Origin of the sequence: uncultured Aliiroseovarius sp., from assembly GCF_947492455.1 — a bacterium.
Lineage (GTDB): Bacteria > Pseudomonadota > Alphaproteobacteria > Rhodobacterales > Rhodobacteraceae > Aliiroseovarius.
In genome coordinates this window covers 551,722-572,851 of the sequence record NZ_CANLNB010000004.1, presented here as the reverse complement: position 1 = coordinate 572,851, position 21,130 = coordinate 551,722, and the positions used below count along the sequence as shown (strand labels likewise).

Here is a 21,130-nt window from a genome sequence, read left to right as displayed (position 1 = left end):
TTTTTCAAACTCAGACCCCTCAAAACAATGGGGTTTGCAAAAATTTGCAGGCGAATTTCCACCGTCCTGCAAATTTTTTGCGATATTGTGACGCTACGTCCAACACGGTTCTTGCCCGGATAGGTCGTAGGGGCGTAACACATTCTTCAAGGGAAACTGGAGGATGTGCACTATGGCATACAAAGACGTTTACGCGGCGTGGCAAGCGAACCCAGAACAGTTCTGGATGGACGCAGCCCAAGCCATCAGCTGGGACAAGGCCCCCACCAAGGCGCTCTTTGACGGCAACGCGCCGCTGTACGAATGGTTCTCGGACGGGATGGTCAACACCTGCTATAACGCGGTTGACCGCCACGTTGAAAACGGACGTGCCGATCAGGTCGCCATCATCTATGATAGCCCGATTACCGGTCGTCAGTCGAAAACCACCTATGCCGAACTGAAAGCCCGTGTCGAAAAAGTCGCCGGTGCTTTGGTCGAAAAAGGTGTCACCAAGGGCGACCGCGTCATCATCTATATGCCAATGGTCACCGAGGCCCTAATCGCCATGCTGGCCGTCACGCGTATCGGCGCGGTGCACTCGGTTGTGTTTGGTGGTTTTGCCTCGAACGAACTGGCCGTGCGCATCGACGACGCCAAACCCAAAGCCATCATTGCTGCGTCCTGCGGGTTGGAGCCAGGTCGCGTTGTGGCCTACAAGCCGCTTCTGGATGGCGCCATCGAACTGTCCGAGCACAAGCCCGACTTCACCCTGATCCTTCAGCGCGAAGAACACACCGCCGAGCTGATCGACGGTCGTGATTTCGACTGGGCCAAGGCCGAGGCCGCTGCTGCCCCTGCCGCCTGTGTACCCGTCGAAGGCAACCACCCGGCCTATATCCTTTACACTTCGGGCACCACCGGCCAGCCGAAGGGCGTCATCCGCCACACCGGCGGACATCTTGTGGCCCTGAACTGGACCATGAAGAACCTGTACAACGTCGATCCCGGCGATGTGTTCTGGGCCGCGTCTGACGTGGGTTGGGTCGTGGGCCACTCCTACATCACCTATGGCCCGCTGGTGCACGGCAACACGACCATCGTGTTCGAGGGCAAGCCCGTGGGCACGCCTGACGCAGGCACCTTCTGGCGCGTGATCAGCGAGCACAACGTGAAGTCCTTCTTCACCGCCCCCACCGCCTTCCGCGCCGTGAAGCGCGAAGACCCGAAGGGCGAGTTCGTGAAGAAATACGACCTGTCCTGCCTGAAGCAGGTCTATCTGGCCGGTGAACGCGCGGACCCCGACACCATCGTCTGGGCGCAGGAACAGCTGAACGTCCCCGTGGTGGACCACTGGTGGCAGACCGAAACCGGCTTCGCCATCGCGGCCAACCCGATTGGGATCGAAGAGCTGCCGATCAAACTGGGCTCGCCTTCGGTTCCGATGCCGGGCTTTGACGTGCAGATTCTGGACGAAGGTGGACACCCGATGCCCGCAGGCGCGCTGGGCGCGATTGCGATCAAGCTTCCCCTGCCCCCAGGCACGCTGCCGACCCTGTGGAACGCGGAAGAGCGTTTCAAGTCGAGCTATCTGAACACGTTCCCCGGCTATTACGAAACTGGCGACGCGGGGTACATCGATGAAGACGGCTATGTCTACATCATGGCGCGCACCGATGACGTGATCAACGTTGCCGGCCACCGCCTGTCGACCGGCGGCATGGAAGAGGTTCTAGCCTCGCACCCCGACGTGGCCGAATGTGCCGTGATTGGCGTGACCGACCAGTTGAAAGGCCAACTGCCACTGGGCATGGTCTGCCTGAACGCAGGCACCGATCGCCCGGATGAAGAGATCACCGCAGAATGCGTCAAACTGGTGCGCGAGAAGATCGGCCCGGTTGCCGCCTTCAAGCTGTGCGTGGTTGTGGATCGCCTGCCCAAGACGCGCTCGGGCAAGATCCTGCGCGCGACTATGGTATCGATTGCGGATGGCAAGGAATATAAGATGCCGGCGACCATCGACGATCCGGCCATTCTGGACGAGATCAAGGATGCGCTGGCCTCGCTCGGCTACTAAGCCAGACCTTAAGTAAAGAAACGCCCCCGATTTCGGGGGCGTTTTCGTTAGACGAATTGTTCGCGGATCAGACGTTCTTCCAGCCCGTGGCCGGGGTCGAACAGAATGCGGTGCGCGATATCGCTGCTCGACCGGATCTCGACCGAGACGACATCCGTCACCGACCTGCTATCCGCATCCGCCATCACCGGGCGCTTTTCGTGTTGCAATACGTCAAAGCGCACCACCGCGTTTTTCGGCAACAGCGCCCCACGCCAGCGGCGCGGACGGAAGGCGGCCATCGCGGTCAGCGCCAGCACGTCCGATCCGATGGGTAGAATGGGGCCGTGGGCGGAATAGTTGTAAGCCGTCGATCCCGCAGGCGTACACAGTAGCGCGCCGTCGCAAACCAGCTCGTCCAGACGCACACGCCCATCGACGCTGATTTGAAGCTTGGCGGCCTGAGGACCCGCGCGCAGCAGGCTGACCTCGTTGATCGCCAATGCCTCATATACAGCGCCCTTCGCCGTGACGGCCCGCATCGACAATGGGTTGATCACCTCTTCTTCCGCGACGATCAGACGGTCGATCAGCCCCTCGGGCGCGTATTCGTTCATCAGAAAGCCGACCGTTCCACAGTTCATGCCATAGACCGGCGCCGGAAGGTGCTGAGTGTTGTGAAGCGTATGCAACATGAACCCGTCACCACCCAATGCGACGATGATATCGGCTTCTTCTTCGGCGACATTCCCATAGCGTGCCACCAGTTCATCATGCGCAGCCTGCGCGATGGTCGTATCACTGGCAACGAAGGCGATTTTTCGACTCATGCTGATTGTCCCGATTGGCAGCTTTGTTTCCGAAACAATCACATGTTTCCACAAATCACCAGATAATGCCGCGTCTTTCCGTCGCCGCGTCGCTTTCTGGTCTTTGCGACCGGGAATGTTTCCGATAGGAAATCCGAAATCGGACCTTAATTGAAGGAAAACGCGCATGACTGCCACCCGTGACCAAGGTTTCTTTACCGAATCCCTCGCGACCCGCGACCCCGAGCTGTGGGGCTCGATCACCAATGAGCTGGGCCGTCAGCGCGACGAGATCGAGCTGATCGCATCGGAAAACATCGTTTCCGCCGCCGTGATGGAAGCTCAGGGCTCGGTTCTGACCAACAAATACGCTGAAGGCTACCCGGGTCGTCGCTACTATGGCGGCTGCCAGTATGTCGACGTGGCCGAGAACCTGGCCATCGACCGCGCCAAGGAACTGTTCGGCTGTGAGTTTGCCAACGTTCAGCCCAACTCGGGCTCGCAGGCGAACCAAGGTGTGTTCCAGGCGCTGATCAAGCCGGGCGACACCATTCTGGGCATGGACCTGTCGGCCGGTGGTCACCTGACCCACGGCGCACGTCCGAACCAGTCGGGCAAGTGGTTCAACGCCATTCACTATGGTGTACGCAAGCAAGACAACCTGATCGACTATGACCAGATCCAGGAACTGGCGACCGAGCACAAGCCTGCCCTGATCATCGCTGGTGGTTCGGCCATCCCGCGTCAGATCGACTTTGCCAAATTCCGCGAGATCGCCGATTCGGTTGGCGCCTACCTGATGGTCGACATGGCCCACATCGCAGGCCTGATCGCGGCTGGCGAGCACCCCTCGCCCTTCCCGCACGCTCACGTGGCCACCACCACCACCCACAAAACCCTGCGCGGTCCGCGCGGTGGCATGATCGTCACCAATGACGCGGATATCGCGAAAAAGGTGAACTCGGCCATCTTCCCGGGCATTCAAGGTGGTCCGCTGATGCACGTGATCGCAGGTAAGGCCGCTGCCTTCGGTGAAGCGCTGCGCCCCGAGTTCAAAGAGTACCAGAAGCAAGTCCGTGCAAACGCCGTGGCTCTGGCCGATCAGCTGGTCAAAGGCGGTCTGGACATCGTGACCGGTGGCACCGACACCCACGTTCTGCTGGTCGACCTGCGCCCCAAAGGCGTCACCGGCAACATCGTGGACGCCGCTCTGGGCCGCGCCCACATCACCACCAACAAAAACGGCATCCCGTTTGACCCGGAAAAGCCCACCGTGACCTCGGGCATCCGTCTGGGTACGCCCGCCGGCACCACCCGCGGCTTCGGCGAAGCCGAGTTCCGCGAGATCGCTGACCTGATCATCGAGGTTGTCGACGGTCTGGCCGCCAACGGCCCGGACGGCAACGCCGACGTGGAAGCTTCGGTTCGCGAGAAAGTGGCCGCCCTCTGCGCCCGCTTCCCGCTGTACCCAAACCTGTAATCCCACTGGGAACAGAGTTGAGCTGATTAAGCGCCCTCGGAAACGGGGGCGTTTTTTTGTGTGAGGCTACAAAAATCCGCGCCACATCAAAAAGCCGACAACCAGCGACGCCAAGACCAGCAGGTTGAACAGCAACCCCGCGCTCAGGTTCACTGCGATCCCCTTGCGGCGTTCCCACGGGTCGATGCTCAGCAGATAGCGTTCCAGATCCGCGGCCGCCAAATCCAGCGCGGCTTCGTCCAACTGGCGCAGAAGCCGGGGGTGATCGGCGCGCGCGGTCGCATCGACCAGCATCTGCCCCTTCATGCGCAGATGGCGCGGCAGAAGACGCCCTGCCCGGCGCAGCTTCGCGTCAAATCCCTTGCCGCGCACGTCCAGCCGCTCTTCCAGCAACTGTGCAAGCCGATCTGTCCGCGCTGCAATGTCCAACTCAATCCCCGATAATTACGGTCGCCACTGTCACAACCATAGCTGCAAAAACGGGGGCATCGAAAGACCAAACCGGCGCATCGACAATTCCGGGTTCAATCCAAGCGCCCGTCACGCTATCAGGGCATATGCTTACGATGCAGACATTCGGGGACGATACCTCCCGCCCGCCTATCCTGATCGTGCACGGGCTTTTTGGTTCGGGGCGCAACTGGAACGTCATTGCCAAACGCCTATCAGATGACCGGCGCGTGGTCTCTGTCGACATGCGCAATCACGGCGAAAGCCCTTGGTTTGATACGCAAAGCTATCACGATATGGCGGGCGACCTTGCGCAGGTGATCCGCGAGATCGGCGGTGAGGCCGACGTGATTGGGCATTCCATGGGCGGGAAGGCCTCGATGATCTTGGCGCTGCAGGATGCGGCGCTGGTGAACAAGCTTCTGGTCGCCGACATCGCCCCCATCCCCTATCGCCACAGTCAGCAGTCGATGATCGAGGCGATGTGCACGATTGATCTGGACCTTGTGAACACGCGCGGGGATGCTGACCGCCAACTGGCCGAGGTGCTGGACGACGCATCCGTCCGGGCATTCCTGTTGCAATCGCTCAATGTAAAAGAGCAGGCATGGCGGCTGAACTTGGATGTGCTCGAGGCCGAGATGGCCAAAATCGTCGGCTTTCCGGACGTATCAGGATCCTTCGATGGTCCGACCCTGTTTCTCGCCGGTTCGAACTCGGACTATGTGCTGCCCGAACACCGCCCCACGATCAAAGCACTATTCCCGGCCGCCAAGCAGGCCAAGATCCCTGGTGCGGGCCACTGGCTGCATGCGGAAAAACCGCGCGAGTTCGAAGCCGCCGCGCGCAGCTTCCTAAATCTCTAGCCTAAGAAAAGCAAAACCCCGCAACGTGGCGGGGTTTTCGGGAATATCTGGCGCGGTTTAGTGCGTCCAGGGACCGCGGCGGTTGGTGGCGAAGTTCTCGCCATATCCGCCCGACCGAATGTTCGGCTTGCGCTTGTGCGGATCGGTCACCGTGGCTTCGATGCCGTGCTCTTTGGCATAGTCCAGCGCGGCCTCTTTGCTTTGGAACTTCAGGCGCACCTGACTTTGCGTGTCCGACGATCCGGTCCAACCCATCAGCGGGTCAAGTTCACGCGCCGCATCGGCTGCATATTCCAGAACCCAGACCTTGGTTTTTCCCATGCCCGACGACATTGCATTGCGGGCGGGCTGATAGATACGAGCACGCATTCGGTATCTCCTTCCAAAACTAGGATGGTTATCTGTCATGCGGCCCGGCAATTCAAGGCGGAATCAGGGATGTGCAGCAGCTGAACGTACACTCTGCGTGTGTCTCGATCCGTAAATGTCCGTGAGTGTGGCTTATGGAGGAGAAGCAGGGAGACTGCCGGTTATCGACGAGGGAGCGAGGGGTGGGGTGGGTGTTTCGCCGACACCGGCAGTCCGTTCTGCTGCTTGCCTCATTACGCTACCGCAGTGTCAGAGGTGCAGCAAGCAAAAAATACACCTCAAATTGCATTATTTTAACATTTTTTGACCTGATTCATCATTACTTTACAATTACTTAATTGAATTTTGAGTTTTGCTGCATGTGCAAAAATACAATCAAGAGATACACTCACTGATTGTTAAATATGAACGTGTTTTCAGCCACGTTTCCTATGTGTACCTAACCTCGTAAATAATCGTTAACACCGCAACTCACCAAATATGGGGAGATTCTTACTCGCAGCGCGTTAACCACCCCTTGAAGAAGAACAAAAAGTGACCATTCTTGGGGAACGGAGAGATTCGCATGCCCCATGACCAGACCCCGCACAGTCCGCTGACAAATCCAACTATGGCCCCTGTCGTCCGCCCCAAGCTGGAAGGCGGCAAACGGTTTGTGATGCACACGCCGTTTCAGGCCGCAGGTGACCAGCCCACGGCCATCGCCGAGCTAGCCGGCGGCCTCGAAGCTGGCGAACGTGATCAAGTGCTTCTGGGCGCGACCGGCACCGGTAAGACCTTCACGATGGCCAAGATCATCGAGGAAACCCAACGCCCGGCAATCATCCTTGCCCCCAACAAGACCCTCGCTGCGCAGCTCTATGGCGAGATGAAGGGCTTCTTCCCGGACAACGCGGTCGAGTATTTCGTCAGCTACTATGACTACTACCAGCCCGAAGCCTACGTTCCCCGGTCGGATACCTTCATCGAGAAGGAAAGTCAGATCAACGAACAGATCGACCGGATGCGCCACTCGGCCACGCGGGCCCTTCTGGAACGTGACGATGTGATCATTGTGGCCTCGGTGTCTTGCATCTATGGCATCGGCTCGCCCGAGACCTACACCGCGATGACGCAAGACATCACGGTGGGCGAGGAATACGACCAACGGTCCGTCATGCGAGATCTGGTCGCCCAGCAATACAAACGCAATGACAACGCGTTCCAGCGCGGCAGTTTCCGGGTGCGCGGCGATAGTCTGGAGATTTGGCCCAGCCACCTTGAGGACCGCGGTTGGCGTCTGTCCTTCTTCGGGGAAGAGCTGGAAAGCATCACCGAGTTCGACACCCTGACCGGCGCCAAGACCGACACGCTGGAAAAGGTCCGCGTCTATGCGAACTCGCACTACGTGACGCCCACGCCAACGCTGAAACAAGCCATTCAAAACATCAAACAGGAACTCGCCGTCCGCCTGAAGCAGTTCGAGGACGAAGGGAAGCTCTTGGAAGCCCAGCGCCTTGAGCAACGCACCAAGTTCGATCTGGAAATGCTCGAGGCCGCCGGGTTCTGCAACGGGATCGAGAACTATTCGCGCTATCTTACGGGGCGCGCACCGGGCGAACCGCCCCCCACGCTTTTCGAATACATCCCCGACAACGCGATTGTGTTTGCCGATGAAAGCCACGTGTCCGTGCCGCAGATCGGCGGCATGTACCGGGGCGACTATCGCCGCAAATTCACCCTGGCCGAACACGGGTTCCGCCTGCCATCCTGCATGGACAACCGCCCCCTGAAGTTCGAGGAATGGGACGCCATGCGCCCACAATCGGTCTTCGTGTCGGCGACCCCGTCTAACTGGGAGCTGGAACAGACCGGCGGCGTCTTCGCCGAACAGGTCATCCGCCCCACCGGCCTTCTGGACCCCGAGGTCGAAATCCGCCCGGTCGAGATGCAGGTGGACGATCTGCTGGACGAGGTGCGCAAGGTCGCCGCAAACGACATGCGCACGCTGGTCACGACTCTGACCAAACGCATGGCCGAGGATCTGACCGAATACCTGCACGAACAAGGCATCCGCGTGCGTTACATGCACTCGGACATCGACACGATCGAACGGATCGAGATCCTGCGCGACCTGCGTCTGGGCGCGTTCGACGTGCTGGTGGGCATCAACCTGCTGCGCGAGGGCCTGGACATCCCGGAATGTGGTCTGGTCGCCATTCTGGACGCGGACAAGGAAGGCTTCCTACGCTCGGAAACCTCGCTGATCCAAACCATCGGCCGCGCAGCACGGAACGCCGAGGGCCGCGTGATCATGTACGCCGACCGCATCACCGGCTCGATGGAGCGCGCGCTGAAAGAAACCGAACGGCGGCGCGAAAAACAGCACGCCTATAACGTCGAACACGGGATCACGCCCGAGACGGTAAAGAAGAACGTCGAGGACGTTCTGGCCGGGCTTTACGACGGCGACACTGACATGTCCCGCGTCACCGCCACCATCGACAAACCCATGGTCGGCGACAACCTTCTGGCCCATCTGGAGGGCCTCAAGGCCCAGATGCGCAAAGCGGCCGAGAACCTCGAATTCGAAGAAGCCGCCCGCCTGCGGGACGAGGTGCACCGGTTGGAAGCCGTGGAGCTGGCCGTGGCCGACGATCCGCTCGCGCGTCAGTCTGCGATAGAGGCGGCTGGAGACGCAGCGCAAAAGGCCAAGGGGCGGTCAACGGCTGGGAAGCCGGGGCAGCGGGCTGGTCGGAGAGGTCGAAAGTAAAAACGCACCCGCCAGTTGGCGGATGCGTTAACCTAGCTTCCGTGAGTGGCGGGATTGCTAGACAAATGTGAAAACATTCCCAAACGGCATCTCAAACGGCCGCTCACCCGTTGCCCGGAAGATCGCCTCGGCCAGAGCAGGTGCCGCTGGCGGCACGGGCGGTTCGCCGACGCCGGTGACGTAGCCCCGGTTTTCCATGCCGCGCACGATGATCTCGGGCGTTTGGTAGTTCCGCAGCCCTTCGAAGTCCCAGAAGTTCTCTTGCTCGGCCATGCCGTCGGCATAGGTGATCTGGCTGTTGATCGCGTGACCCAGCCCCCAGATCACGCCACCTGCGACAAGGTTTTCGAAATTCACCGGGTCGACGACTTTGCCCACTTCGGCAGCCACCCAGACCTTATCGAGCTTGATGCCATCCTCGCCATTGGTGATCTCGATGATCTGCGCGCAGGGGGTGCCGAAGGACAGGCAGAAGGCCACGCCGCGGGCTTTGTTTGCGGCAAGTTCACCGCCCCAGCCCGACATCTCTGCCACGGCTTCCAAGGTCTTGCGCGACGGGTCGTCCGTCATCAGCCGCAAGCGTTCCTCGACCGGGTCGGCGCCTGCTGCGTGGATCAGCGTATTCAGGAAGTTCTCGTGGAAGAATCCGTTTTGCGAGGCACCAACCGAGCGCCACGAGCTGACCGGGCCCAGTTTCGGCGCGCGATAGCCCGTCACGCGGTAGTTCGGGATCGCATAGGGCTGATCCCACAAGCTTTGCGTGATGGTGGTGTCGGGGCCGGGAACCGGGAAGCCCTGACGCTCGGCCATCTGGCTGTCCATGATCGAGGGCGCAGCGACCTGAATGTCCATCGCGGTCACTTTACCATCAGCCACAGCCCCACGCCCACGCATCAGCGCGATGGGGCGGGTGAAGTCCTGAAGCGTGTCTTCCTCGCGCTTGTAGGTCAGTTTGACCGGCGTGCCCTTCATCGCCATCGCCAGTTCGGTCGCGCGTTTAACCACCTCGTCTTCCAGACGGTGGCCAAAGCTGCCGCCCATCATAAGAATGTGGACATGGACGTCATCCAGCTCCATCCCGGTCATCTTTGCGACACTGGCCTGCGTCATGCGCGGGATCTGGTTGCCGGTCCAGACGTCGACCCGGCTGTCGGTGACCAACACGGTCGCGTTCATCGGTTCAAGCGGCGCGTGGGCCAGATAGGGTGCGCGGAGTTCGGCCTCGACCGTCGCTGAAATCCCGTCCACATCCCCGTCATCTCGGGGCGTGGCGTCGGCGTCACCCGCGTCGATTGTGTCTGCCAGCGCCTGCCAGTGTTCGTCTTGTTCGGCCGGGTAAGGTGCGGCGCCCCACTCCACTTCAATCGCATCCACGGCCTGAAACGCGCGCCAGGTGTTGTCAGCAATCACACCCACACCACCCGTCACCGGGATCACCTTCTGCACGCCGCGCATGCCGTCCACCGCCGACGCATCGAACGAGATCATCTCGCCCCCTTTGCGCGGGTTCACGCGGACGGCAGCATGCACCATGCCCTCCATCCGCAGGTCGATGCCATAGGCCTGCGTACCAGTGGATTTCGCCACCATGTCAACACGCTGCATCGGTTTGCCGACCAGACGCCACTGGGTCGAGGGGCGCAGAGTCACGTCCGTCACCGGCGCGATCTCGGCGGCTTTCGCGGCGAGGGATTCGTAAGGGATGCGCTTTCCGTCCGGCAACACAACCGCGCCGCGTTCTGTTTTCAGCTGAGTGACCGAGAGGCCAGATGCCTCAGCGGCAGCGGCTTTCAGCGTCTCGCGCGCGACGGCACCGGCCACGCGCAGCTTCTCGAACCCGTCCGGCACGGTGGTCGAGCCGCCTGTGATCTGCATTCCCATCAGCTTGATCACTGCGCCCATGAAACCGCGCATGGTTTCCGCAGCCATGCCCCGGTCGGTCGAGGGGAAGGGCACGCCCTCGTCAGCAATCGCGGTGTTCCAATAGGCGGCTGAGGGCGGGCCGGGATCAACCTTGATCTGGTCAAGCTCCACATCCAGTTCCTCGGCAATCAAAGCAGCCTGAACCGAGTACGCCCCCTGCCCTTTATCGGCACGCGGTGTGATCAGCGTGACCCCATCCGCGTTGATCAAAACATAGGGCGTCAGCGCAGCTTCGCCCTGCGCCAGATCGTCGTCCAGCGGATTGTCCACGGGCTGTCTGTATTTGTAGTACCCAAAGGCTACGCCACCCAGAAGGGCCGCCGAGCCGACAAGAAAAGTGCGTCGTGCAATAGTTCCGATACGTCCCATGTCTTAGCTCACCTTCAGAGTTTCAGCAGCGGATTTCACCGCGTCACGAATACGGGGATAGGTGCCACAGCGGCACAGGTTGCCGGACATAGCGTCGTCAATGTCTGCGTCAGTCGGGTTTGGATTGTTCGCCAACAAATCCGCGGCCTGCATCATCTGACCGCCTTGGCAATATCCGCACTGCGCCACCTGGTGTTTCAGCCAGGCCGCTTGCACCGCGTGCATTTCGTCGGGATTGCCCAGACCCTCGATCGTGGTCACCGGTCCATCCACGTCGCCCACCATCGTTTGGCACGAGCGCACGGCCACACCGTCCACATGCACCGTGCACGCCCCGCAGGCCGCGACTCCGCAGCCATATTTCGGGCCGTCCAGTTTCAACTCGTCCCTTAGAACCCACAAAAGCGGCATGTCCTCTTCGACATCCACATCATGGGCAACACCGTTCACAGTAAGCTTCATCGCGTTGGTCCTTTGACTGGTGGCAACTCACGTTACGTCAACCCGACACGCCTTAATGACCGCCGGTCAGTTATGTAGGCCACAGAAGTTTTCGCGATGCAACCCCCAAAATATTTCGCAGATTTTCGGACCGAATTAGGCCTATCGGTTGCAAATTGGATCCAAAAATGCGCAACAATCGCCACAGGACAATTGGGCCGAATCCGCCCCCTCGAAAAGGACAGCACATGGACCATTGGACACAGGTTCTGTTGACGCATTGGGGCATCGACGCCCAGCTTCGCCGCTTGGATGGCGAATACGATCTGAACTTTCTGGCCGAGACCGCTGAGGGCCGCGGATACGTCCTGAAGGCAATGCGCCCGGGGTGCGAAGATTGGCTGGTCGATCTGCAAATCAGGGCGATGGACCACATTCAGGACAAAGCGCCCAATGCCTTGATTCCGCGCATTATTCCCAGCTCTGACGGCGCGCGCTTCTTGCATTGTGCGGACGAAACCGGCGCCCAGCGTCTGGTCTGGCTGATCGAGCGTCTGCCGGGCCAGTGCTATGCCAAGACCGCCCCCAAAACCGACACGCTGATCCACCAGATTGGCGCCGCTCTGGGCCAGACAGCGAAGGCGCTGCAGGATTTCCAACACGACGCGTTGGAGCGTGATTTCAAGTGGGATCTGATGCAGGCCGGGTGGATTGGGGATGAGCTGCCCTGCATCACACAACCCGACCGACGGGCGTTGCTTGAGACCATCCACGCCGGATTCGAGGCCGTCAAACCCGCGCTTAATCGCCTGCCGAAACAGGCCATTCACAACGACGCCAACGACTACAACATCCTCATGGATGGCGGGCTGCTGAACCGCTCCCTCTCGGGCCTCATTGATTTCGGAGATATGTGCGCCGCGCCGCGGATCTGCGATGTCGCTGTGGCCGCCGCGTATCTGGTGCTAGACCATCCGAACCCCGAGGCGGCACTGGCCGCGTTTGTGTCGGGCTATCACGAAGCCTATCCCCTGACCGCAGCTGAGATCGACCTGATCTGGCCGCTCTTGCGGGCCCGTCTGGCGGTCAGCGTGGTGAACTCCACCCTGATGGCCGCCGACAACCCCGACGACCCCTATGTGACGATCAGCCAAGCCCCCGCGTGGCGGTTCCTTGAAACCTACGTTCTGCATCCCGGCCTTCTATCCGCTCGCCTGCGCGCGGCCTGCGAGCTGCCCGTCGTGGATGGGGCAGATCGCGTCTTGGCATGGCTGGATCAAGAGCGCGGCAGTTTCGCACCGGTGATGGGCGTAGACCTGTCAGACGCGCCTTTAGGGTCGCTCTCGGTCGAGCACAGCACATGGCCGCAAAACCCGTTCCACATGCCCCTATCGGAAGCCGCCCGCGTGGGGGAAGAGTTCGAAGACAACGGCCGCATCTGGCTGGGCTACTATCACGAGCCGCGCCTGATCTATGCCGAGCCCGCCTTCCGCAAAGGTCCGTGGAAAGCCAGCGATCGCCGCACCGTGCATTTGGCCGTGGACGCCTTCGCGCCCGCTGGAACACCGCTGCATGCCCCCTATGATGGTACGGTCTTCGTGGCTGAAAACCGCTCCGGTCATCTGGATTATGGCGGGGTCATCATCCTGTCGCACGAAACGCCCGAGGGCGACGCGTTCTATACGCTCTACGGCCACCTGAACCCCGAATTCATGGACCGCTTGAAACCCGGCGATGTGGTCAAAAAGGGCGAGGCATTTTGCCAGCTGGGCGATGCCAGCCAGAACGGCGGCTGGGCTCCGCACGTGCATTTCCAACTCGCCCTCACCACCGAAGGGATCGAGGCCGACTGGCCCGGCGTCGGTGACCCGGACGAGATGTATATGTGGCGCGCGATCTGCCCCAACCCTGCGGCACTTTTGAACCTACCTGACGATCACGTCTACTATCAGCCCACGGACAAAGCCGAGGTGCTGAACGGTCGCCGTGCCCATTTCTGCGGCAACCTCAGCCTGGCCTATTCGGACCCGGTGATGCTGGTGCGCGGTTGGAAACACCACCTGTTTGACGAATGGGGCCGCCCCTATCTGGACGCCTATAACAACGTCCCGCATGTGGGCCACGCGCACCCGCGCATTCATGCGGTGGCGGCGGATCAACTGAAGCGCATGAACTCGAACACGCGCTATCTGCACCCGGCGCAGACGGCCTTTGCCGACAAGGTTCTGTCCAAACTGCCCGACCATTTCGAGGTCTGCTTCTTCGTGAACTCCGGCACCGAAGCGAACGAACTGGCCCTACGCCTTGCCCGTGCCCATACCGGCGCCAAAGGCATCGTGACGCCCGATCACGGCTATCACGGCAATACAAACGCGGCGGTCGCGATCTCGGCCTATAAGTTCAACAAGCCGAGCGGGATCGGAAAGGCGGATTGGGTCGAGCTGGTCGAGGTTGCGGATGACTATCGCGGGTCGTTCAAACGCGACGATCCTAATCGCGCCCAGAAATACGCAGATCTGGTCGATCCCGCCATCGTAGCGCTTCAGGCCCGCGGGCAAGGCGTGGCCGGGTTCATCGCCGAAACCTTCCCCTCGGTCGGCGGTCAGATCATCCCACCCAAGGGCTATCTGCCTGCGGTCTATAAGAAAATCCGCGCCGCGGGCGGCGTCTGTATCGCGGACGAGGTGCAAACCGGGTTGGGTCGTCTGGGCGACTATTACTTCGGTTATGAGCACCAAGGCGCCCTGCCCGACATCGTCGTCATGGGCAAACCCATCGGCAACGGGCACCCGTTGGGCGTGCTGGTCACCACCAAGGAAATCGCGCAAAGTTTTGACAACGGGATCGAGTTCTTCTCAACCTTCGGCGGCTCGACCCTGTCCTGTCGCATCGGGAAAGAGGTCTTGGACATTGTCGATGACGAGGGCTTGCAAGAGAATGCCAAGCAGATGGGCGCGCGCCTGATCGACGGGCTGCGCACACTTGAGGCGCGGTATGACTGCGTCGGCGATGTGCGCGGGATGGGGCTGTTTCTGGGGCTGGAACTGATCCACAAGGATGGCTCGGAAGCCACCGAGATCTGCCAGTTCATCAAGAACCGGATGCGCGACCATCGGATCCTGATCGGCAGCGAAGGCCCGAAAGACAACATCCTGAAAATCCGCCCACCCCTGACCATCGAGGCCGAGGACGTCGACATGATCCTGACCGTTCTGGACAAGGTTCTGGCGGAAGCGTCGCAGGGATAGGAAACAAGGGGCGACCAAACCGGTCACCCTCTACCAATCTGACAGCAACTATGGATCCCGGTACGCATCGCGCCGCCAGCGCGTTAAAAACCCATATCTCTGAAAAGAAACCCTTTCCACACATTCATAGGATGAAAGTAATGTGGCGGTGCTGCCAGACTAATTCGAACACGTCTCAGCGGGACAGTATGGCTATCCTTGTTCAGCACAAAGGCCACGCCACTCTGCTAGAGCAGCTGCGCGGATCAGCTTGAAATTGGATCTGGTGTAAAGGTTTCGTTCCGAGTTGAAGAGGTTGTAGATTGAGGCGTGAACGGAGGCAGTTTTCTGCAAACTTCGCATGCGCCTGAAACGGAGCATGGCGCGATCTCATCTTCAGAACGGAAGGTGGGAGTTTTTCGCTCGATTGTTCAACCAACGACCACACATTTGCTTCTCAGCGTTGCCGATAACCTTCATTGCAGCACCATATGATCGCAGTAAATCAGTCACTAGTTCGTCTGGAGGACCGTGCTTTTGCATTGCTTTTTTAGAAATCTCAAAGCCGCCTTCTTGTCCCTTTTCTTAGTGACAAAGCTCTCAAGAACCTCTCCTTCGCGATCTACGGCCCACCATAGATAATGCCCGTGACCCGCGAAGACCCGATCGAAATCGCCGGGCTGCGCGTTCTTCTAGAATGCCACGCGCTGGAACAATCAAAAACGGAGACACCGACTGGGAAGGCAATTTGGTCGCCGCCCATAACAAGTTGCATCTGATGGAACAGCGCATGCTCGCGTGCGATCATTCCAAGAAAGAAATGTGGAAACGCTATGACTGGGAGTTCCACCTGGCCATGATCGAGGCCTGCAACTCCAAAAACCTGCTGTCGCTCCACGCGACGCTTTACGACAAATACCTGCGCTACCAGATGCCGGTCCTGACCTGTCGCGGCGAAAAAGCTGTGACCTAACGCACACGTTCGAAACAATGTAATAGGCTAGGCAGGCGTCTGGAAATCTGAAACAGGGGGCTGCATTGGAGCAGTTTGAAACAGTCACCATGTACGACCGATATATAACAAAAGGCGAAGCCTAAAAGCTTCGCCTTTTGCCTTTGCTTAGCCCCACGCTTACGGGGCAATCAGACCCTACACGGTGCCCCCAAGGCTGCCCTCAAGCGCGACGAGCTCTTGTCCGCCTGCCATCAGATCCTGAAGCTCTTCAGGCGTGATTTGTCCGCGTTGCGCAGTCCCAAGCGTCTGACCGCGATTGAGCACCGTAAACCGGTCCCCGACAGCCAGCGCGTGGCGCACGTTGTGCGTGATGAAGACCACAGCGATCCCTTGCTTACGAACCTTGTCGATCGTGGCCAGTACGTTTGCCGTCTGGCGCACACCAAGGGCCGAGGTCGGCTCGTCCAGGATCAATACCTTGGCGCCGAAATGCACAGCGCGGGCAATGGCAACGGTCTGACGCTCACCACCAGACAGAGTGCCCACGGCCTGATCCGGTCCACGCAGGTTGATGCCCATCTTTCGCATCTCGTCCATCGTGACCTGATTGGCACGTTCATGGTCAAAGAACTTCATCGGCCCGACCTTCTTCACTGGCTCGTTGCCCATGAAGAAATTGCGGCTGACCGACATCAGAGGAATCATCGCAAGGTGCTGGTGCACGGTCGCAATCCCCGCCGAGATCGCATCGCGCGGATCGCCAAAGCTCATCGGCTTACCCTCGAAATAGATCTCGCCATGGGTCGGCTGATGCACGCCGGACATGGTTTTGATGAAGGTCGATTTGCCGGCGCCGTTGTCGCCAAGAAGGCAGTGGCATTCCCCGGGGAAGACCTCAAGCGAGACACCCGCCAGCGCGATCACGCTGCCGAAGTGTTTCTCGATGTTCTTCATCTGGATGATTGGAGCTTTTTCCGGATTCATATCAACGCTCCCCCGTGATAATGCGACGAATATAGGTGTTCAGGATCACGGCACCCAAAAGGATCACCCCAAGGAACACGCGGAACAAGCTGCTTTCGACGCCCGCAAAGAACAAGCCCTGCTGCACGACGCCAAAGATCAGCGCTCCAAGAGCTGCGCCAAGAACCGACCCGTAACCACCAGTCAGCAACGCGCCGCCGATGACCACGGCAATAATCGCCTCGAATTCCTTAAGAACTCCGCGGTCAGCACCAGCCGAGCCAAACTCCATCACCTGACAGACTGCAAACACAGTGGCGCAGAACGCGGTGAACATAAACATAAGGACCTTGACCTTGTTGACTGGCACACCCGAATTGCGGGCGGCCTCGGCGTCGCCGCCTGCAGCAAAGATCCAGTTCCCAAACTTGGTCTTGGTCAAAAGAATATGGCCAAAGATCACAAGGATGATGGCCCAAACGATCAGCATGGGAATACCATCAACGACGGGCTGGCCTTTACGGCTACCACGTTCGAATACCGCGATGATGCCCGTGTCACCCATCCACTGGAACAGACCCGTGAAAATCTTGCCACCAAAGATCGGCGCAAGCCAATCCCCTTCGGCCACGTCTTTGATCCCACCGATGATGGTTTTGCGTTCAATCACCTGAGGCAGGAAGATCGCAAAGCCGCGCAGGATAAACAGGAAGGCCAGTGTCACAATAAAGCTAGGCAGCCCGGTGCGGATCACGATGTATCCGTTCAGCGCCCCAATCGCGATACACAGGGCAAAAGTCGCCAAGATTGCAAGCCAAACCGGCCAGCTGAGCGTTACACTGAAGATGGCGATCAGCATGCCCGCAAAACCGATCATCGAACCAACCGACAGGTCGAACTCGCCTGCAATCATCAGAAGACAGGCGCCTACAGCGATGATCATGAATTGGGCAGACACTGTCGTCCAGTTCATGATGCCCTGCGAGTTGAACATGCCACTGTCGAAAGCAAACAGCAGGAAGAAAGTGAAAACGGCAACGGTGCCGACAATCCCGCCCAGTTCCGGGCGGATCATCGCTTCGCGGAAGCGGGACCGTGTCTTGATCCGTTCGTCGACCGCAGTTTCAGTGGGTGCATTGGACATGGTAATCCTCTGATTCCTTGTTCAGGATGGAATAAGGGCGGCCAAATTGCTCCGGCCGCCCTATGGGAGAATATCAGCGGTATTCGCCTGCGAACATCTCAACCTTTTCCAGGCCGTCTGCAGTCACGAAACCGGGGCCGGAGTTGATGTTGTTGCCCGGCAATACGCCATAGCGGTGGTAATTGGTCAGGACCACAACCGGCAGATAGGCCTGCAGGAAGGGTTGCTGGTCGATACCCCAGTTGATCACACCGCCTTTGATGCCTTTGACGATCTCTTCGCCAAGGTCGAACGTGCCGAAATAGATATCACCGGCCATGCCGTTCTCGTCCAGAGCCAGCAGGGTCGGGTCAGCCGATGTCGGGCCCAGCGTCAGCACGGCGTCGGTGTTGGGGTTGGCCGACAGATAAGCCAGAACGCGGTTTTTGATTTCGGCCGGGTCCTGACCCGAGTCGATCATCTGGTTCCCCAGATCGACACCCAAACCGTCTGCGAAGCCCTGGCAACGTTCAGTCGAGGACGGAGACGAGATGTAGTGGTTCACGCAGAGGAATGAGCCAACACCGTCGCCCTTGGCGCGCAAGCCAGCGGCATAACCCGCATCATATTCCGGCTGACCGACATACATCAGCGCGCCAACTTCGCGCGCCTGATCAGGCGTGCCCGAGTTCATGATGATCACGTCCACACCGCTGTCCACGGCGGCCTTGATCGGGCCAGACAGCACGTCATAGTCCGACAGGGTGGTGATAATACCGTTGGGGCCAGACGCAGCTGCCTGTTCGATGATACGAGCCATGTCGGCCAGATCGCCAGTCGGCGGGTTGCGGTACTCAACCTCGACGCCCATCTGTTCGCCAGCAAGCGCGATACCGTTCTTGATGGTGTTCCACCAGCTGTCGCTATCGGGCGCGTGACTGACAAGGATGTACTTCTCACCCTCGGCCGAAGCGGTGGTTGCCGCCATCAACGGCGCAGCAGCCACGGCAGCTGCAAGCGCGAGTTTCTTCGTAAGTGAAGTCATAATTTCCTCCCAAAAATTCACCTTTTCACGGTGCGAGAGCGGTCTTCTCCGCCTCTCCGACTCAAATAAACCACATCTCGATCATTTTTGCAACCGGTTGCAAAATGCTTAGGTGCTTTTCATACTGCAGGGATCGCAGAAACCCGTTAAAAGGATCGCAGAGGCAAGTTAAGAAGGCAAACACAGCATGGCCGTTACGTTGAAAGAGGTTGCAGAACGCGCAGGCGTATCCCGCTCTGCCGTGTCGCGCACCTTCACCGATGGCGCCTCGGTCTCGGACAAGATGCGGCGCAAGGTCGAAAAGGCCGCGCGCGAGCTTGGCTACAGCCCAAACGCCTTGGCCTCATCTCTGACCACGGGACGCACAAAGCTGATCGGCCTTGTCTCGAACAACTTTCACAACCCGATCTTCCTCGAGGTGTTTGACCTGTTCACCCGCGGCCTGCAGGACCGCGGCCTACGCCCCCTTCTGGTCAACCTGACCGACGAAACAGATCCCGAAGCCTCTGTGCGGATGCTGCGTCAGTATTCTGTCGATGGCGTCGTTGTAGCCTCATCCACACTACCACCGGGCTTTGCAAAGGCCTTCCGCGACGCGGGCGTTCCGGTCGTGCACAGCTTTGGCCGGTACTCTTCGGCTCCGCAAGTCCATGTGGTCGGCATCGACAACGTGGAATGCGGACGCATGGCCGCGCAGACCCTGATCGCACGCGGTTACACCCATATGGCCTTCATGGGCGGGCCAGAGGATGCGACGTCGACTCAGGACCGCTTTACCGGGTTCATGTCCGAGATGACCAAGCACCCCGACATCCAGACCACATATTCTTTCGCCGAGGCATATTCCTTCGACGCCGGACGGAAAGAGATGCTCAGACTGATCGACGCCTCCCCCGCGCAGGCCTACTTCTGCGGCGATGACGTGCTATCGATCGGCGCTTTGTCCGCCATCGAGGACAGCAATCTGCGCGTTCCCGAAGACATTGGCATCATTGGCCTGAACGATATGGAAATGGCGCGGTGGGAAAACATTGACCTGACCACGATCCACCAGCCGATCCGGCAGATCGTGACCTCGTCCATCGAGCTGATGGTCGCGATGCTGAACGAACCAGACCGCTATCCCGAGGCCCGGATCTTCCCCTGTTCGGTGGTCGAGCGGGGCACGTTGCGCCCCGCCCCGTAGGATTATCGGAACATCGGCGGGCGAGCGTCCATCCAAGCCCCCCCATCCTTGGCCGACGCCACCGCCGTGTGAACCGCCGCCATCGACCGTACGCCATCAGCCGCATTGGGCAACCCATCGCGATCTGCGCCTGAAATGGCATCGGCCAGATCGCAATAAATGTTAGCGACAGCAAGCGGGAAACCCTCGGGATGGGCGATGGCCACGCGGCTTAGGCGCTGCGCATCTTCATGCAGCCCGCCTTCACCCTTCTCTATAATCTGGGTACGTCCACCAACCGGGGTATAGACCAACTGGTTGGGTTGCTCGGACGCCCAGCGAAGCCCGCCAGTTTCCCCAAACACCTGAATGTCGAACCCGTGCTGGCGACCGATGGCCACTGACGAGGTCCAAAGCCGCCCGACAGTGCCGCCTTCCATACGGAAATTGACCATCGCGTCATCTTCCAGAACCCGCGACGGAATGGTCGAGGCAAAGTCGGCCGAAAGGCGCTGCACCTCGTCATCGCAAATGAAGCTCGCCATGTGCAGGGCGTGGATACCGCAATCGGCGAACTGCCCTGAAACCCCAGCCATTTCAGGGTCATAGCGCCAACGCACGCGCGGATTGTCCGCGTCCGTTGCATCGCCGTGATGCCCATGGCTGAAGCTGGTGACGACCAGACGGATCTTGCCGATCTCGCCCGCACGCACCATTGCACGGGCCTGTCGCACCATCGGATAGGCCGAGTAGCAGTAGTTCACCGCGCAGATCTTCCCCGACTTCTCGGCGATCTTCACGATCTCTTCACCCTCTTCAACCGTCATGGTCATCGGCTTTTCACACAGCACGTTAAAGCCAGCTTCAAGAAAGTTCTTGGTGATCTCGAAATGCGTCGCGTTCGGCGTGGCGACCGTGACCAGATCGATCCGATCATCGCGATCTTTTTCGCCCGCCAGCATCTCTTCCCAGTTGCCATAAGCACGGTCCGCCGCGATGCCCAACCGCTGCGCGTATTCGCGGCCCACATCAGGACGGTGATCCAAAGCACCTGCGGTGAATTCAAAGCGACCGTCTGCAAGGGCGCCAAGGCGGTGCGCCGGACCGATTTGGCTGCCTTCGCCGCCACCGATCATGCCCCACTTCAGTTTCGTCATG

16 protein-coding genes and 1 pseudogene are annotated in these 21,130 nt (G+C 59.7%); 7 read left to right on the top strand and 10 right to left on the bottom strand.

What is annotated here, in order from left to right:
- Positions 1-172 precede the first annotated feature (172 nt).
- A complete protein-coding gene (locus tag Q0677_RS12640) occupies positions 173-2,056 on the top strand; it encodes a propionyl-CoA synthetase (protein WP_298910310.1) in 1,884 nt (627 codons plus the stop codon).
- 47 nt (positions 2,057-2,103) lie between these two features.
- Here Q0677_RS12640 and Q0677_RS12635 read toward each other — a convergent pair whose 3' ends face one another.
- Positions 2,104-2,865: an NAD kinase gene (locus Q0677_RS12635; RefSeq protein WP_298910308.1), complete on the bottom strand. Its 762-nt coding sequence runs from the start codon at positions 2,863-2,865 to the stop codon at positions 2,104-2,106.
- Between the two features lie 166 nt (positions 2,866-3,031).
- On the opposite strand from Q0677_RS12635, the gene glyA reads away from it, so the two are divergent.
- The gene (glyA, locus tag Q0677_RS12630) at positions 3,032-4,324 is read left to right on the top strand and encodes a serine hydroxymethyltransferase (RefSeq protein ID WP_298910306.1); all 1,293 of its coding nucleotides are present in this window, start codon (positions 3,032-3,034) and stop codon (positions 4,322-4,324) included.
- Positions 4,325-4,390: 66 nt separating this feature from the next.
- On the opposite strand, the gene Q0677_RS12625 is transcribed toward glyA, so the two are convergent.
- A complete protein-coding gene (locus Q0677_RS12625) occupies positions 4,391-4,753 on the bottom strand; it encodes a hypothetical protein (protein ID WP_282181400.1) in 363 nt (120 codons plus the stop codon).
- Between the two features lie 128 nt (positions 4,754-4,881).
- Between Q0677_RS12625 and Q0677_RS12620 the strand changes: the two genes are divergently transcribed.
- Positions 4,882-5,640: an alpha/beta fold hydrolase gene (locus Q0677_RS12620; RefSeq protein ID WP_298910300.1), complete on the top strand. Its 759-nt coding sequence runs from the start codon at positions 4,882-4,884 to the stop codon at positions 5,638-5,640.
- A gap of 57 nt (positions 5,641-5,697) precedes the next feature.
- On the opposite strand, the gene Q0677_RS12615 is transcribed toward Q0677_RS12620, so the two are convergent.
- Positions 5,698-6,009, bottom strand: a complete 312-nt coding sequence (locus Q0677_RS12615; RefSeq protein ID WP_133485975.1) for an ETC complex I subunit — start codon at positions 6,007-6,009, stop codon at positions 5,698-5,700.
- 565 nt (positions 6,010-6,574) lie between these two features.
- On the opposite strand from Q0677_RS12615, the gene uvrB reads away from it, so the two are divergent.
- Positions 6,575-8,761 carry an excinuclease ABC subunit UvrB gene (uvrB, locus tag Q0677_RS12610; protein WP_298910298.1) on the top strand — a complete coding sequence of 729 codons (2,187 nt, stop codon included), beginning with the start codon at positions 6,575-6,577 and terminating at the stop codon, positions 8,759-8,761.
- Positions 8,762-8,818: 57 nt separating this feature from the next.
- Here uvrB and Q0677_RS12605 read toward each other — a convergent pair whose 3' ends face one another.
- Positions 8,819-11,053, bottom strand: a complete 2,235-nt coding sequence (locus Q0677_RS12605) for a molybdopterin cofactor-binding domain-containing protein (protein ID WP_298910295.1) — start codon at positions 11,051-11,053, stop codon at positions 8,819-8,821.
- A gap of 3 nt (positions 11,054-11,056) precedes the next feature.
- Complete coding sequence (locus tag Q0677_RS12600; protein ID WP_298910292.1) at positions 11,057-11,515, bottom strand: (2Fe-2S)-binding protein; 459 nt, start codon at positions 11,513-11,515, stop codon at positions 11,057-11,059.
- Between the two features lie 227 nt (positions 11,516-11,742).
- On the opposite strand from Q0677_RS12600, the gene Q0677_RS12595 reads away from it, so the two are divergent.
- Positions 11,743-14,742 (top strand): aminotransferase class III-fold pyridoxal phosphate-dependent enzyme, encoded by a 3,000-nt coding sequence (locus Q0677_RS12595; RefSeq protein ID WP_298910289.1) that lies wholly within the window; start codon positions 11,743-11,745, stop codon positions 14,740-14,742.
- A gap of 192 nt (positions 14,743-14,934) precedes the next feature.
- On the opposite strand, the pseudogene Q0677_RS12590 reads toward Q0677_RS12595, so the two are convergent.
- Positions 14,935-15,365, bottom strand: a pseudogene (locus Q0677_RS12590) (DDE-type integrase/transposase/recombinase); the annotation flags it as partial.
- 53 nt (positions 15,366-15,418) lie between these two features.
- On the opposite strand from Q0677_RS12590, the gene Q0677_RS12585 reads away from it, so the two are divergent.
- On the top strand, positions 15,419-15,694 hold the full coding sequence (locus Q0677_RS12585) for an FCD domain-containing protein (protein WP_298910286.1): 276 nt from the start codon (positions 15,419-15,421) through the stop codon (positions 15,692-15,694).
- Between the two features lie 177 nt (positions 15,695-15,871).
- Here Q0677_RS12585 and Q0677_RS12580 read toward each other — a convergent pair whose 3' ends face one another.
- From Q0677_RS12580 to Q0677_RS12570, 3 genes are all read right to left on the bottom strand, one after another.
- Positions 15,872-16,660 carry an ATP-binding cassette domain-containing protein gene (locus Q0677_RS12580; RefSeq protein WP_298910284.1) on the bottom strand — a complete coding sequence of 263 codons (789 nt, stop codon included), beginning with the start codon at positions 16,658-16,660 and terminating at the stop codon, positions 15,872-15,874.
- A gap of 1 nt (position 16,661) precedes the next feature.
- On the bottom strand, positions 16,662-17,783 hold the full coding sequence (locus tag Q0677_RS12575; protein WP_298910281.1) for an ABC transporter permease: 1,122 nt from the start codon (positions 17,781-17,783) through the stop codon (positions 16,662-16,664).
- 73 nt (positions 17,784-17,856) lie between these two features.
- Complete coding sequence (locus tag Q0677_RS12570; protein WP_298910279.1) at positions 17,857-18,807, bottom strand: sugar ABC transporter substrate-binding protein; 951 nt, start codon at positions 18,805-18,807, stop codon at positions 17,857-17,859.
- 187 nt (positions 18,808-18,994) lie between these two features.
- On the opposite strand from Q0677_RS12570, the gene Q0677_RS12565 reads away from it, so the two are divergent.
- Complete coding sequence (locus Q0677_RS12565; RefSeq protein ID WP_298910277.1) at positions 18,995-19,993, top strand: LacI family DNA-binding transcriptional regulator; 999 nt, start codon at positions 18,995-18,997, stop codon at positions 19,991-19,993.
- Between the two features lie 2 nt (positions 19,994-19,995).
- On the opposite strand, the gene Q0677_RS12560 is transcribed toward Q0677_RS12565, so the two are convergent.
- Entirely contained in the window at positions 19,996-21,129 is a 1,134-nt protein-coding gene (locus tag Q0677_RS12560; RefSeq protein WP_298910276.1) for a Gfo/Idh/MocA family oxidoreductase, read from the bottom strand.
- Position 21,130: the final 1 nt, after the last annotated feature.

Bases quoted from the DNA above. Each gene is read 5' to 3' on its own strand.
- Q0677_RS12640 (WP_298910310.1), top strand. From the start codon at position 173: ATGGCATACAAAGACGTTTACGCGGCGTGGCAAGCGAACCCAGAACAG.
- Q0677_RS12635 (WP_298910308.1), bottom strand. From the start codon at position 2,865: ATGAGTCGAAAAATCGCCTTCGTTGCCAGTGATACGACCATCGCGCAG.
- glyA (WP_298910306.1), top strand. From the start codon at position 3,032: ATGACTGCCACCCGTGACCAAGGTTTCTTTACCGAATCCCTCGCGACC.
- Q0677_RS12620 (WP_298910300.1), top strand. From the start codon at position 4,882: ATGCTTACGATGCAGACATTCGGGGACGATACCTCCCGCCCGCCTATC.
- Q0677_RS12615 (WP_133485975.1), bottom strand. From the start codon at position 6,009: ATGCGTGCTCGTATCTATCAGCCCGCCCGCAATGCAATGTCGTCGGGC.
- uvrB (WP_298910298.1), top strand. From the start codon at position 6,575: ATGCCCCATGACCAGACCCCGCACAGTCCGCTGACAAATCCAACTATG.
- Q0677_RS12605 (WP_298910295.1), bottom strand. From the start codon at position 11,053: ATGGGACGTATCGGAACTATTGCACGACGCACTTTTCTTGTCGGCTCG.
- Q0677_RS12600 (WP_298910292.1), bottom strand. From the start codon at position 11,515: ATGAAGCTTACTGTGAACGGTGTTGCCCATGATGTGGATGTCGAAGAG.
- Q0677_RS12595 (WP_298910289.1), top strand. From the start codon at position 11,743: ATGGACCATTGGACACAGGTTCTGTTGACGCATTGGGGCATCGACGCC.
- Q0677_RS12585 (WP_298910286.1), top strand. From the start codon at position 15,419: ATGCCACGCGCTGGAACAATCAAAAACGGAGACACCGACTGGGAAGGC.
- Q0677_RS12580 (WP_298910284.1), bottom strand. From the start codon at position 16,660: ATGAATCCGGAAAAAGCTCCAATCATCCAGATGAAGAACATCGAGAAA.
- Q0677_RS12575 (WP_298910281.1), bottom strand. From the start codon at position 17,783: ATGTCCAATGCACCCACTGAAACTGCGGTCGACGAACGGATCAAGACA.
- Q0677_RS12570 (WP_298910279.1), bottom strand. From the start codon at position 18,807: ATGACTTCACTTACGAAGAAACTCGCGCTTGCAGCTGCCGTGGCTGCT.
- Q0677_RS12565 (WP_298910277.1), top strand. From the start codon at position 18,995: ATGGCCGTTACGTTGAAAGAGGTTGCAGAACGCGCAGGCGTATCCCGC.
- Q0677_RS12560 (WP_298910276.1), bottom strand. From the start codon at position 21,129: ATGACGAAACTGAAGTGGGGCATGATCGGTGGCGGCGAAGGCAGCCAA.